Source organism: Streptomyces sp. HM190 (assembly GCF_009857135.1).
In the GTDB taxonomy this organism is placed as follows: domain Bacteria; phylum Actinomycetota; class Actinomycetes; order Streptomycetales; family Streptomycetaceae; genus Streptomyces; species Streptomyces heilongjiangensis.
This window is the reverse complement of sequence record NZ_CP047318.1, coordinates 7076225-7089172: the sequence shown is the minus strand read 5'-3', so window position 1 is coordinate 7089172 and position 12948 is coordinate 7076225. Positions and strand designations below refer to the sequence as shown.

The following is a 12948-nucleotide window of genomic DNA, read 5'->3' as shown; positions in this document are numbered from 1 at the left end:
GCGTGAGCGGAGTGGCACCCGGCGCCACCTTCCCTCGACCCGGAGAATCTCGACATCAACAAAACATTGAACTTCCACCATGAGGAAACTAGTATCCACTGACCAGAAGTGCTCCCCTGCACCCGAGGGTGCTCCCCGCCCCGCCAGGGTCGACTGACACCCGGTGCCACGCCCGCTGAAGGAAGTGACAGCTCATGTCCGCACCAGCGCCGTCCCCGCTGGCCATCGTCGACGCCGATCCCCTGCCCCGCCAGGAGGAGATCCTCACCGACGCGGCACTCTCCTTCGTGGCCGAGCTGCACCGCCGGTTCACGCCCCGGCGTGACGAGCTGCTCGCCCGCCGGGCCGAGCGCCGCGCGGAGATCGCCCGCACCTCCACGCTCGACTTCCTCCCGGAGACGGCCGCGATCCGCGCCGACGACTCCTGGAAGGTGGCGCCGTCGCCCCCCGCCCTGGAGGACCGCCGGGTCGAGATCACCGGCCCCACCGACCGCAAGATGACCATCAACGCGCTCAACTCGGGCGCCCGGGTGTGGCTCGCGGACTTCGAGGACGCCTCCGCCCCCACCTGGGAGAACGTCGTCCTCGGCCAGGTGAACATGGCCGACGCGTACACCCGGAACATCGACTTCACCGACGAGCGCACCGGCAAGTCGTACGCGCTGCGCCCGAACGAGGAGCTGGCGACGGTCGTCATGCGTCCGCGCGGCTGGCACCTGAACGAGCGCCATCTCGTCGACGCCGACGGCACGCCCGTGCCCGGCGCGCTCGTCGACTTCGGCCTGTACTTCTTCCACAACGCCCAGCGCCTGCTCGACCTCGGCAAGGGCCCCTACTTCTACCTCCCGAAGACGGAGTCGCACCTGGAGGCCCGCCTCTGGAACGACGTGTTCGTCTTCGCGCAGGACCACGTCGGCGTCCCGCAGGGCACGATCCGCGCCACGGTGCTGATCGAGACGATCACGGCCGCGTACGAGATGGACGAGATCCTCTACGAACTCCGCGACCACGCCTCCGGGTTGAACGCGGGCCGCTGGGACTACCTGTTCTCCATCGTGAAGAACTTCCGTGACGGCGGCGCCCGGTTCGTCCTCCCGGACCGCAACGCGGTCACGATGACCGCCCCGTTCATGCGGGCGTACACCGAACTCCTCGTCCGCACCTGCCACAGGCGCGGCGCGCACGCGATCGGCGGCATGGCGGCGTTCATCCCGTCCCGCAGGGACCCGGAGGTCAACAAGGTCGCCTTCGAGAAGGTCCGCGCCGACAAGGACCGTGAGGCGAACGACGGCTTCGACGGCTCCTGGGTGGCGCACCCCGACCTCGTGCCGATCGCGATGGAGTCCTTCGACAAGGTCCTCGGCGACCGGCCGAACCAGAAGGACCGGCTCCGTGAGGACGTCCACGTCGAGGCCGCCGACCTGATCGCGGTCGACTCGCTCGACGCCCGGCCCACCTACGACGGTCTGGTCAACGCCGTCCAGGTCGGCATCCGCTACATCGAGGCGTGGCTGCGCGGGCTCGGCGCCGTGGCGATCTTCAACCTGATGGAGGACGCGGCCACGGCGGAGATCTCCCGCTCCCAGATCTGGCAGTGGATCAACGCGGGCGTCGAGTTCGAGCACGCCGGAGAATCCGTGAAGGCCACCCCCGAGCTGGCCCGCACGATCGCCGCCGAGGAACTCGCCGCGGTCCGCGCGGAGATCGGCGAGGATGCCTTCGCCGCCGGCCACTGGCAGCAGGCCCATGACCTGCTCCTCCAGGTCGCCCTCGACGAGGACTACGCGGACTTCCTGACGCTGCCCGCGTACGAGCAGCTCAAGGGCTGACGCCGTCCGCCCGACCGGACCTGTCCGAGTGGCCCAGGGGTTTGTCCGGGGCCACTCGGTCGCGTACGGCCCGCTTGACCGCCGTGGGCTCCGGGAAGCCCTGTTCGCGCCGGTCCCAGACGACCTCGTCGTCGACCCGGACGACGAAGACCCCGCCCTTGCCGGGCCTCAGCGCCAGCTGCGTCAGCTCCGCCTCGAAGGTCGTGAGCAGTTCCTGTGCCAGCCAGGCGGCGCGGGGCAGCCAGCCGCACTGCGTGCAGTACTCGATCTCGACGCGGCCGCTCATCCGAGGTGCACCGACCAATCCTGTTCCGCCGCCGGTTTGCCGTGCAGATCGGGGACCCGTTTGAGCCAGTCCGGGCGGCCTCGCTGTGTCCTCGCCGCGCGGAGCGCCTCCTCGGCGGCGAGTTCCTCCCGGGAGGGGAAGTCGGTGGGGAGCCACGATGCGGACGCCCGCACGCGCGCGTGGAGGTAGTCGACGTACGCCGCGCGCGCCTCGTCGGGTGTCGCGAAGCCGTCCTCGGCGTCCAGCCAGGCGTCCGGGACCTCCGCCACGATCCGCCGCAGCAGCTCCTCGGTGACCTTCGGCACCAGCTCGGCGTCGGCCGCGCGGACGTCGGGGGCGTAGTGGCCGAGGGCGTGGTGCCGGAAGTCGTACGCCTTCGCGGGGTCCGAGGCGTCCCAGCGGTGGTGGAAGACGAGGGCGGCACCGTGGTCGATGAGCCACAGCCGCGGGGGGACCGTGCCGAGGGTGGGCCACACCATCAGGTTCGAGCTGTGGACCGTGCGGTCGACGTTGACGGTGAGGGCGTCGAGCCAGACGATCCGGCCGGCCTCGGCGGGGTCCACGGGGAAGGACTTGGCGATCTCGGGCGTGAAGTCCTTCGCGCCCGGCAGGAAGTCCATGCCGAGGTTGAGTCCCGCGCTCGCCCCGTGCAGCTCCCGTACCTCCTGGTGGGGCTCGTCGTCGGCGATCGCCGGGTCGAAGTGGACGAGGACCAGCTCCGGGAAGCGCAGCCCGAGCGCTCGGGCCAGCTCCCCCACGATCACCTCGGCGACCAGCGCCTTGCGGCCCTGCGCGGAGCCGGTGAACTTCACGACGTAGGTGCCCAGGTCGTCGGCCTCGACGACGCCGGGGACCGAGCCACCGGAGCGCAGGGGCTCAAGGTAGCGGGTGGCGGTGACCTCTCTCAGTACATTCAAAGGCCCCACAGCTCCATTGCCTTACATTTCACGGCCAGCTCCACGCGGTGCAATCCGGGGAAACCTCCCCGCTCAGCCCTGGGGAGAATCTGGGGAGTTTCGGCTGGCATGCTCGTCTCCCGCTCTCCCCGGCAGTCCATCCAGGGCGGTGCGCCCCTTGCTTCCGGCCTCCGGCATGAAGTGAGCATAGTAACCAAGCGTGACAGTCGGGGAGGAGTGCCCGAGCCATCGTGCCGGCGTCGCCACGGACTCCCCCGCCTCCAGCATGATCGAGGCGCAGGTGTGCCACAGCACGTGGAAGCCGTCCTTCGGCGCCGCCTCCCCCTGCCGGCCCTTCGCACCCTTGACGCGCGGCGGAATGACGCCGGCCTCGGCAGGCGCCGGCTTCCAACGGTCCCGGACTCCGGGTACGCCGGCGACCTTGTAGCCCTTGCCGTAGCGAGCGGTTCGTTCCCTCTTGCCCGTGATCGGTTCCCTCTTCTTCTTGATCCAGCGGTCTTCGATGCAGTCGGCCAGGTGAGTCTCCTTGCCGAGCAGGTGGTGCTCCACGGCGCCTGGCGCCTCGGGTGTCGGCGGTACGGCCGAACCGTTGGGGGTCGCGCTGAACGGGTTCAGGGCGGTGTCGGAGCGGGAGTCAGCCTGTCTCTGTTCGCGGGAACGCGCCACCGGCGTTCTCCCGGCCGGAGAAGCGGCCCAGCAACGTCACGCCCGCGCACCCGGCGGCAGCTTCTCGCGCCAGTGACCACCGCCCACCCGAGGGCACTTCCTCACCCCTTGGGGCCGCTCCCGACTGCCTGGCCGGCCTGAGCGGCGATGCGACGCAGCCATATGTGGGCCGGTTCCCGCTCATGGAGGGGATGCCACCACAGGGACTCCACCAAGTGGCCGATCTCGAAGGCGGGTTGAACGACGGTGATCCGTTGTCCGGAGAAGGCGGGGATCGCGACCCGTTCGGGCATCAGGCCGATCCGGTCAGTCCCCGCGACGAGGTGGGGAATGGCCAGGAAGCTCTCCGTGACGATCTCCGCGTGCGGTTCGATGCCCTCGGCGTGCAGGCGGTTCAGGGGGGAGAAGACCGGCGACGGGTGACGATAGGGCAACACCCAAGGGTGTTGCGCCAGTTCCTCCCGCCCGAGGACGGCCGGGGCACGGTCGGCGGACATCACGCACACCCAACGGTCCTTGTACAGGTCGAAGGTGGGGATGTTCGACAGGATGCCCTGGGGCAGGACGAGGGCGTCCACCGTGCGCAGGTTGTCCAGCGCCTGCTGCACGACCCGTTCGGTGCTGTGCTGGAAGCGCAGCCGCACGTTCGGCGCGGCGGTGCGGACCAGGTCGGCCAAGGCCCTTCCGAACGTGGGTAGTTGGCAGTCGGCCATGACCACGGTGAACTCGCGCCGGGCCTGCGTGGGATCGAAGTCGGGGCGCGTCTGGAGGACCCGGTCCGCCCAGCTCAGGGCCTGCTCGGTGTGTTCCACCAGTCGTTCCGCCAGGGGGGTCAGTTCGTAGCTGTTGCCCACCCTGACGAGGAGTTCGTCGCCGTAGTGCCGGCGCAGCCGGGCCAGGGCCGCACTCAGCGTGGGCTGGCTCAGACCGAGCCGCCCGGCGGCACGCGTCACACTGCGCTCCTGGAGGAGCGCGTCCAGCGGCAGCAGCAGGTTGAGGTCCAGAGTCACGGCACCCACCTCAAAGGATCATCAGCCCTGTCTATGTCGAGCATAGGGGATTTCGGCTTCCCTGATCCCAGCGCGGACGCAAGAGTGGTGACACGGTTCGGCGGGACCTCATGTCAGAGACGTACCGCCACCACCTCAGACGTTCGTACCTCGGGCCTGCACCGATCGATGCAGGTGTTCCGAGCCCATCAAGGAGGCGACAATGCCGTCGTTCCATGTCCTGATCGCCGGCGGGGGCATCGGAGGGCTCTGTCTGGCGCAGGGGCTTCGCCGCGCGGGCATCAGCTGCACCCTCTACGAGAGCGCGCCGGGCATCGGGCGGGCCGGCTACCGCCTGCACATGAACGGCGCGGGTGGCCGCGCTCTCCAGCAGTGCCTGCCGGACCACCTCTTCGAGCTGTACATGCAGACCTCGCGCGAGACGCCGCGCCGTGAGGTCATGGTCATGCTCGACCACCAGGCCCGCGAACTCGGCGCCCGCCCTCACATCGGCCCGCCCAACGACCCGCGGCGGCCCCACACAGCGGTCAACAGGCGCACGCTGCGCCAGATCATGGGCGTGGGCCTGGAGGACATCGTCCGCTACGACAGCACCGTCACCGGCTTCGAGACGGACGGCGAGAAGGTGCGGGTGCTGCTCGACGACGGCACGAGCGAGACCGGGGACGTGCTGGTGGGCGCCGACGGCATCAACTCCGTCGTGCGCAGGCAGTTGCTGCCCGACGTTCCGGTCGTGGACACCGGAATGCGCGGCCTGTACTCCACCGCACCGCTGACCGACGATCTGGCGGCGAGCCTGCCCGAGGCACTGTTCGACGGTTTCGCCGTCGCCGCGGGGCCGAACGGCGCGATGTTCGCGTACGGCGTGTACCGGCCGCGCAGGCCGGTCGCCGAGGCGGTGGCCGAACTGGCGCCCGGCGCCGCCGTCGATCCCGTCGATCCCTACATCATGGTCAACCTCGGACTTCCGCCCGGCAGCCCTGCCGCCGCCGGGGCTCCCGACCTGTGGCACAGCTCCGCCGAAACCCTGCACGCGCTGATGCGCACCGCGGTACGGGGCTGGGATCCCGCCCTGGCCGGTCTCGTCGAGCACGTCGACGCGTCGACGATCTTCCCGGTGGCCACGCGTCACCTACAGCCGGCAGACCCCTGGCCGGCCGGCCGTGTCACCCTGCTCGGTGACGCGATCCACGCCATGCCTCCCTCGTTCGGCTCCGGCGCCAACACGGCACTGCGCGACGCCGCGGCCCTCGCCCGGGCCCTGGAGCGCGCCGCCCACGGTGACACGCCTGTGGCGGCGGCCGTGGCCGAGTACGAGACCGAGATGCGCGCCGAGGTCTTCCCCATCCTGCGCGCCTCGGCCGACCCGCGGGCTGCCGACATCGACTTTCTGCCCGACGACCTCCCCGTCAGCCACACCTGATCGCCGACTCCCCGACACGAGCCGCACCACGAGGAGAACCATGCCTGTCACCGAAGACATCGAGTTCCGAGTGTCGGAACTGACCCTGCGGGGCAAACTGTTCCGCCCGGCCGACGGTCCCGAACGCCCGCCCGTCGCCATCCTCCAGGGCGGCCTGGGCGGTCCCGCGGAATCCATGTTCGCCATGGCCGAGGGCTTCACCGACGCCGGTCTGGCCTGCCTGATCTACGACCACCGCAACACCGGCTACAGCGACGGCGAACCCCGTCAGCAGTTCGATCCCTGGCAGCAGTGCCGGGACCTGCGCGACGTCATCACCCATCTGACCCTGCGCGAGGACATCGACCCCGACCGCATCGCCCTGTGGGGCATCAGCATCGGTGGCGCCAACTCCCTCTTCACGGCAGCCACCGACCGCCGGGTCAAAGCGGTCGTCAGCATCATCCCCCCGGTCAGCGGCTGGAGCGCGCGCACCCTCCAACCGGCCGACACGCTCGCGGAGCTGGAAGCTCTCATCCCCGCCGACCGCCAGGCCCAGCTGCGCGGCGAGCCGGCCGCGAGTATCCGCCTGCACGGCGTCCCGGAACCGGGGGCCCCGGTCATGTTCAGCGACCAGGAAGGTCTGGAATTCGTCGAGAACATGATCCACCAGCTGCCCAGCTTCCGGAACGAGATCACCATCTCGACCCTCGACCGCATCTTCGAGATGGAAGTGCGCGCCTACGCCGAACGCATCACGGCCCCGGTCCTGATGATCCTCGCTTCCAAGGACACCGTCGCCCCCGTCGAGGAGGCCCGCGAGATGTACGAGCGGATCCCCGACCCGAAGGAGGTCGTCGAGTACCCGGGCCAGCACTACGAGATCCTCTCGAACCACTTCCCCGAGATCATCACCCGCAGCGCCGACTGGCTGGCCGCCACCCTGCGCGGCTGACCGCCCCACCATCCGCTCCCGTCCGGTCCGCCGGAGCCCGCGTGGCCCGGCGGACCGACCTCCATCCCCCGACCACACAGAGAGGTGTCGTCAATGCGTCTGCTCGGACTTGCCTGCGGGCAGGAGGACGGCAGTGCCGAGGTACTGCTGAAGGCCGCGCTCACCGCGGCCGCGCGCGAAGGGACAGCCGTCGAGATGGTACGGCTGACCGACCTGTCCCTGGTGACCGCCGCCACCGCGGACACCGGGGACGACGCGGCCTGGTTCTGCGACCGGCTGCTCGACGCGGACGGCGTGATCGTCAGCTCCCCCACCTACACCCGCAGCGCACCGGGCGCGTTGAAGCTCCTCATCGATCGCGCCTTCGGTCCGCGCACGGACGTCGTCTTCGTCCGTGAGGCCCTCGCCCGCCGCGAGGACGGCCGGACCGAGCAGCAGGAGACTCGCGGCATTCTGGGCCTCCACACGGCCCCCGACCCGCGGGTTCTCAAACCGCGCGTGGCCGGCTTCATCGCCGTGGGTGGCTGCCCGTCACCCCACTGGCGCACGCTGACGCTGCCCACTCTGCACGCCCTGGCCTTCCCCCTGCACATGGCCGTCGCCGACCAGATGGAAGTCCCCACCCCCGGCGGCCTGGGCGGCATAGTCACTGACCCGGCGGCTGTGCTGCGCGCCGAGCGGCTGGGCGGCGCGGTTGCCCGGCAGCTCGGGCTCCCCCACGACGAGGTCCGGTTCCTGGGGGAGCCCGGCACCTGTCCGATGTGCCACCTCGACCTGATCGTGCTGCGCGGCGACCGCGCCGAATGCGGCACCTGTGGGGCCGCGGGCCGTTTCTTCGTCGAGGACGGCGACGTCCGGGTCGACTTCTCCCCCTCCGGCACCTCTTCCTCCGTCCACACCCTCACGGAACTGGAGGAGCACCACCGGGAACTGCTGAGCGCCGCCTCACTGGAGCCGGACCCCCAGGAGATCGACAAGCACGCCGCCGCGTTCCGCGACAGCGTCCCCGTCCTGCGCCCACCGCGGCCGTAGGCGACCGTTCGCGGGCTCTCCACCGACGCCGGCGCGCGCCGGCAGCAGTGAGCCATCTCCCCCACCGGCGACGGCTACTACCTCCTCACCAACCGGCTCAGCGGCCCGTCCCTCAAAGTCGACAGCGGCGCCACCGCCGACGTAGCCGCCGTCAACCAACGGACCCGCTCGGTCGCCCTGGGGTGGCAGTCCGGCATCGACGCCGGACTGCCACCGGACGGTGCGGGTTCAGGACGGGGTGACGGCGAGGACACGGCCCAGCGCGCTGTCGGGGCGGGTGGTGAGTTCGTCCCAGGTGCCTTCCTCCGTGATGCGGCCGGCTTCGAGGACGGCGATGCGGTCGGCACGGCGGATGGTGGCGGGGCGGTGGGCGATGACGATCGTGGTGCGGCGCTCCCTGCCCAGGGCGGCGGCGAGTTGGGCGTCGCCGGCGTTGTCGAGGTGCGCGGTGGTCTCGTCGAGGACGAGGACTCGGGGCCGGGCGAGCAGCGCGCGGGCGAGGGCGATGCGGGCGCGCTGACCGCCGGAGAGGGTGGAGCCGCGCTCGCCGACGAGGGTGTCCAGGGGGGCGATGCGGTCGACGCCGCACAGCCGGGCGGTCTCGGCGAGCAGGTCGTCGTCCGCCTCCGGCGCGGCGAGCCGCAGGTTGTCGGCGAGGGTGCCGTGGAAGAGAGGGGTGTCCTGGCCGACCACGGCGACGGCACGGCGGAGTTCGGCATCGCTCAGGTCTCGTAGGTCGACGGGCTCACCGTCACCGGGTATCAGATGGACGGCGCCCTCGGACGGGTCCCAGAAGCGGGCCAGCAGGTGGGCACAGGTCGACTTGCCGGCCCCCGAGACACCGACCAGGGCGAGGGTCTGCCCTGCGCGGGCTGTCAGTTCGACCCCGTTCAGCACGGGTCGGCCGCCGTAGTCGAAGCCCACCTGGTGCATCCGGACGCCCAGCGGACCGGAGGGGAGCGGGCGCGGTGCGGCGGGCGGCGGGGCGAGAGCGGGGGCCCGCGCGGCCGCGCCGACGCGCTCGGCCGCGGCGCGCAGGCCCACTGCCTGGCTCACGGCCCTGGCCGACTCGGCGACGGGCCCCAGCACCGACAACGCCAGTGCCATCGCCCCCGGGGCCCACGCGCCGTGCAGCCGCCCGGACGTCACGGACTGTGCGGCGGCGGCCACCACCCCGAGGACCGCGAGCACGATGAGGAGTTCACGGACCGCGGCGGCCATGGCCTCCCACGTGGCCTCGGCCCGCTGTGCATGGCCCACCCGCCGGCCCTGCCCGGCGAGTCGGCGCCGCCGCTCGGCCAGCCCTCCGAAGGCGAGCAGCTCACGCAGCCCGTCCACCGCCTCCACGGTGTCGGCCGACAGCTTCGCCGCGGCCGTCCTGGTGCGCGCCCCGCGCGCCGCGCGTCCGCGCGCGTCGGCGAAGGGCGCCGCGGCGAGCAGCGCGGCGACCGGCAGCACCGCCGCGAGCAGCCATGGCTCCACCCCGGCCAGAACAGCGGCCCCGCCCGCGAACACCGCACCGGACGCCAGGAGTTGGGCGGCGGTGTGGGCGTAGAAGAACTCCAGTGCCTCGACGTCGGCCATGGCGGTGGCTGCGAGGTCACCGCTGCGGCGGCCCGCGACGCGGGCGGGCGCGCTGCGGGCGAGCCCGTCGAAGACCCGCACGCGCAGTTCGGCGAGGACCCGGTAGGCCAGGTCGTGGCTGAGGTCCATCTCGCGCCAGGTCATGAGGGCACGCACAAGGACGAGGACGGTGAGCGCGGTGACCGTGCCGGCCGAGGGGGCGCGGTGGTCGATGACGGCGGTTCCGACGGTGTGAGCGGCCAGGGTCAGCAGGGTGACCAGAGAGCCCTGTTCGACGAGTGCGGCACCGCAGGTGCGGGCCATCATGACCCGGTGCCCGGCGAGGGCGGGGAGCAGGGCGCGCAGTGAGCCGCGCGCGGGCACGGCGACGGTACCGCGGTCGGTGGTGGTGCTCATGCGGCGAGCCCTTCCTCGTGAACGTGGCCCGCCCTGACGAGCCGGGCGTAGACGCCGCCCGCTTCGACCAGGGCGGTGTGGTCGCCGACGGCGTCCACGCGTCCGCCGTCGAGGACGACGATGCGCTCGGCGTGGCGGACGGCGGCGAGCCGGTGGGCGACCACCAGGACGGTCCGGCCGCCCGCGGCGTCCAGCAGTTCGCGGACGATGTCCGCCTCGCGGCGTTCGTCGACGGCGCTGGTGGCCTCGTCGAGGACGAGCACCGGAGCGTCGGCCAGCAGGGCGCGCGCGAGGGCGAGCCGCTGGCGCTGGCCACCGGAGAGGGTGGCGCCCCGTTCGCCGAGGACGGTGGCGTAGCCGTCGGGGAGGGCGGCGATCTCGTCGTGGACGCCGGCGGTGCGTGCCGCGCGCGTCAGTTCGTCGTCCGTGGCGTCCGGCCGGGCCAGACGGAGGTTGTCGGCGATGGTGGCGTGGAAGAGGCACGTCTCCTGGGAGACGACGGCGATGCCCTGGCGCAGCGAGTCGAGCGCGTACCCGGACACGTCGTGGCCGTCGAGGGTGATCCGGCCGCCCTGCGGGTCGTGGTGGCGCAGGAGCAGGGCGAGGAGCGTCGACTTGCCGGCGCCGGACGGGCCGACGATCGCGGTCGTCCGTCCCGCCTCGGCGGTGAAGGTGACGCCGCGAAGTGCCGGTGCGGCGGCGCCGTCGTAGGTGAACTCGACGTTGTCGAAGCGCAGTTCCGGCGGGGCGGGCCAATGCGCCGGTGCCGTTCCCGTGTCGGGCACGCCGGGTTCGGCGGTGCGCAGCGCCGCGATCCCGTCGGCGGCCGACACGCCCAGGTATCCGGCGTGCCATTCGCGGGACAGGTCGCGGACCGGCCGGAAGCACTCGGAGGCCAGGAGCAGCACCAGGTAGGTGCCGGTCGCCGTGGTGGATCCGGTGACGGCCGACCAGCAGGCGAGGAGCGCGGCGCCCACGGTGCCTCCCTGGACGGCCAGGTCGGTGAGGCCGGTGTCGACGAGGGACACGCGCAGCTTGGCGACGGTGGCCCGGTGCAGCGCCGCCGACCGCTTCTCCAGCCGCTCCCTGGTGCGCCCGACGGCGCCGGCGGCCCGCAGGGCGGGCATGCCCTGCAGTGCTTCGAGGTAGTCGGCGCCCAGTTGCTCGTAGGTGTCCCAGTGTCGCCTGCCGCGCTGGGCCAGGAGCCGGTCCCAGGCGCGCGGCCCGACGAGGGCGAGCAGAAGGGCGGGGACGAGGCCGAGGAGGGCGGCCGGTGCGACGACCACCAGTGCCGCGAGCAGCAGGGGCGGCACGGTGAGGGTGATCAGGAGCTGGGGCAGGTAGCGGGAGACATAGGCGTCGACACCCTCCACGCCGTCGACGAGAGTGGTGCGGACGGCGCCGGCGCGGGCGGTGGTCAGGTGGGCGGGGCCCAGCCGTCCGAGGTGGGCGAGGAGTTCGTCCCGCAGGGCGACCCTGACCCCGGCCCCGGCGCGGGTGGCGGTGCGCCGTTGCCGGTTGTCGAGTGCGGCGCGTACGGCGACGACGCCGAGCACCGCGCCGAGGAGCGGCGGGAGCCGGTCCGTCGTACCGCGGGCCAGGTCCGCCAGGGCGACTGCCAGGAGGACGGCCTGCGCCAGGTGCGTGAGGGTGACGGCCGCCTGCAGGAGGGTGGCCGCGAGCAGGGGACGCCGTGCGTGCCGTGCGGCGCGGCGCAGCTCGGGGTGGACGATCACGAGGTCTTCTCCTCGTCGGGGTGGGTGGTGCCGAGGGCCAGGCCGTGGACGATCCAGTCCCGACCCGGTGGGCCGCCGAGGGCAGCGCCCAGATCGGCCTGCTGCCAGGAGCCGACGGGGCGGGCGGCCAGCCCGCGCCGAACGGCGGCCAGGTGGGCGAGGTGGACGGCGAAACCGGCCCGCAGGTGGGTCCGGCGGATCAGCGTGGCGTCGGCGTCGGCCGGGCAGCCGTAGGCGAGGAGGACGGCGCCCGCGTCCGCGAGCCACGCCTGGCCCGCGGCCCATGCGGCGAGCGTGGGCCGGGCCTCCCCCGCCGCGAGCCTGCGCAGTGTGCCGTCGGGGGCGGACTCGACCAGTTCGGGCCGTGGCTCGCCGACGGCCGCGCACCAGGCGAGCTCACCTGCGCCCGCCCGGACGGCGGTGGCGAGCACCGCACGCAGAGCGTCCCGCGACGGGGTGCCGGTGAGCGGTGGCGCGGCGCTGCGGCGCGCCGGCAGGTCGCCGGGGGCAGGCACGTCCGCGGGCGGGCCCGCTCCTTCGGGCGGGGAGACCCGTCCGGGCCGGTGAGGGGTGAAGTGCACCGCGGCCAGCGGGCCTTCGTGCGGGCCGTCCAGGTGGAGCACGGGCTCGGCCGTGTCCAGCGCACGGGCCGCGAGCCACAGCGCCGCGGCGACGTGTCCGGTGTCCAGCAGCAGCAGCGGCCAGGCCCGGTGCCCGTAGTGGGAGACCGTGCGGCGCGGGGTGACGGTGAGTTCGACGGTGGCCCCGGGCAGCGGGCCGCCGGCTCCGGGACCGAGGCGGTGCGCGCGGTGGCGCAGCGGGTCGTAGCCGTAGCGTCCGGGCGGCAGCGGGCAGCCGGTGCCCACGACGAGTTGGGCGTCCACCGGGTGGAGCCCGCCGGCGGAGGGGGCGGGCCGCAGCCGCCCGGAGCCGTCCGAGGCCGCCAGCGAGAGGCGGAGCAGCCGGTCCAGGTCCAGCTGCCCGGGGGCGGCCTGCGGCAGGGCGTGCGCGGGCCCCGGCCAGGCGCGGACGACGGGACCGGCGGACGTGTCCGGGCCGGGACGCTCGCGCGAACGGGCGCGGGCGAGGGCGGTGACGAGGTCCACGCGCTCATGAGTGAGGTCCACGGAACGGA

General features: G+C 72.8%; 11 protein-coding genes. 4 read left to right on the top strand and 7 right to left on the bottom strand.

Translation table 11 applies throughout. The features are described 5' to 3' along the window. The first annotated feature begins 194 nt into the window (after window positions 1-194). Window positions 195-1829, top strand: coding sequence for a malate synthase A (gene aceB / locus GSY65_RS30305; RefSeq protein ID WP_159774591.1), 1635 nt, complete (start codon window positions 195-197; stop codon window positions 1827-1829). Here aceB and GSY65_RS30300 read toward each other — a convergent pair. The 4 genes from GSY65_RS30300 to GSY65_RS30285 all read right to left on the bottom strand — a co-directional run bounded on the left by GSY65_RS30300 (window position 1819) and on the right by GSY65_RS30285 (window position 4708). Continuing rightward, complete coding sequence (locus GSY65_RS30300; protein ID WP_159774589.1) at window positions 1819-2115, bottom strand: SelT/SelW/SelH family protein; 297 nt, start codon at window positions 2113-2115, stop codon at window positions 1819-1821. The two genes, aceB and GSY65_RS30300, sit on opposite strands and share 11 nt — an antisense overlap. Beyond that, the gene (locus tag GSY65_RS30295; protein ID WP_159774587.1) at window positions 2112-3032 is read right to left on the bottom strand and encodes a HipA family kinase; all 921 of its coding nucleotides are present in this window, start codon (window positions 3030-3032) and stop codon (window positions 2112-2114) included. The genes GSY65_RS30300 and GSY65_RS30295 overlap by 4 nt, the downstream gene beginning before the upstream one ends. A 72-nt stretch (window positions 3033-3104) precedes the next feature. Next, a complete protein-coding gene (locus GSY65_RS34140) occupies window positions 3105-3581 on the bottom strand; it encodes a hypothetical protein (protein WP_236580121.1) in 477 nt (158 codons plus the stop codon). Window positions 3582-3799: 218 nt separating this feature from the next. Further along, window positions 3800-4708 carry a LysR family transcriptional regulator gene (locus GSY65_RS30285; RefSeq protein ID WP_236580120.1) on the bottom strand — a complete coding sequence of 303 codons (909 nt, stop codon included), beginning with the start codon at window positions 4706-4708 and terminating at the stop codon, window positions 3800-3802. Between the two features lie 202 nt (window positions 4709-4910). Between GSY65_RS30285 and GSY65_RS30280 the strand changes: the two genes are divergently transcribed. From GSY65_RS30280 to GSY65_RS30270, 3 genes are all read left to right on the top strand, one after another. Continuing rightward, window positions 4911-6131 (top strand): FAD-dependent oxidoreductase, encoded by a 1221-nt coding sequence (locus tag GSY65_RS30280; protein ID WP_159774583.1) that lies wholly within the window; start codon window positions 4911-4913, stop codon window positions 6129-6131. A 40-nt stretch (window positions 6132-6171) separates the two neighbouring features. Next, on the top strand, window positions 6172-7065 hold the full coding sequence (locus GSY65_RS30275) for an alpha/beta hydrolase (protein WP_159774581.1): 894 nt from the start codon (window positions 6172-6174) through the stop codon (window positions 7063-7065). Window positions 7066-7158: 93 nt separating this feature from the next. Further along, window positions 7159-8097, top strand: a complete 939-nt coding sequence (locus tag GSY65_RS30270) for a flavodoxin family protein (protein ID WP_159774579.1) — start codon at window positions 7159-7161, stop codon at window positions 8095-8097. Window positions 8098-8325: 228 nt separating this feature from the next. On the opposite strand, the gene GSY65_RS30265 is transcribed toward GSY65_RS30270, so the two are convergent. From GSY65_RS30265 to GSY65_RS30255, 3 genes are read right to left on the bottom strand one after another with little or no spacing between them, the layout of a single operon-like run. Continuing rightward, entirely contained in the window at window positions 8326-10077 is a 1752-nt protein-coding gene (locus GSY65_RS30265) for an ABC transporter ATP-binding protein (protein WP_159774577.1), read from the bottom strand. Continuing rightward, window positions 10074-11813: an ABC transporter ATP-binding protein/permease gene (locus tag GSY65_RS30260; RefSeq protein ID WP_159774575.1), complete on the bottom strand. Its 1740-nt coding sequence runs from the start codon at window positions 11811-11813 to the stop codon at window positions 10074-10076. The genes GSY65_RS30265 and GSY65_RS30260 overlap by 4 nt, the downstream gene beginning before the upstream one ends. After that, a complete protein-coding gene (locus GSY65_RS30255) occupies window positions 11810-12940 on the bottom strand; it encodes a nitroreductase family protein (protein ID WP_236580119.1) in 1131 nt (376 codons plus the stop codon). Before GSY65_RS30255 ends, GSY65_RS30260 begins: the two co-directional genes overlap by 4 nt. Window positions 12941-12948 lie beyond the last annotated feature (8 nt).

Bases quoted from the DNA above. Each gene is read 5' to 3' on its own strand.
- aceB (WP_159774591.1), top strand. From the start codon at position 195: ATGTCCGCACCAGCGCCGTCCCCGCTGGCCATCGTCGACGCCGATCCC.
- GSY65_RS30300 (WP_159774589.1), bottom strand. From the start codon at position 2,115: ATGAGCGGCCGCGTCGAGATCGAGTACTGCACGCAGTGCGGCTGGCTG.
- GSY65_RS30280 (WP_159774583.1), top strand. From the start codon at position 4,911: ATGCCGTCGTTCCATGTCCTGATCGCCGGCGGGGGCATCGGAGGGCTC.
- GSY65_RS30275 (WP_159774581.1), top strand. From the start codon at position 6,172: ATGCCTGTCACCGAAGACATCGAGTTCCGAGTGTCGGAACTGACCCTG.
- GSY65_RS30270 (WP_159774579.1), top strand. From the start codon at position 7,159: ATGCGTCTGCTCGGACTTGCCTGCGGGCAGGAGGACGGCAGTGCCGAG.
- GSY65_RS30265 (WP_159774577.1), bottom strand. From the start codon at position 10,077: ATGAGCACCACCACCGACCGCGGTACCGTCGCCGTGCCCGCGCGCGGC.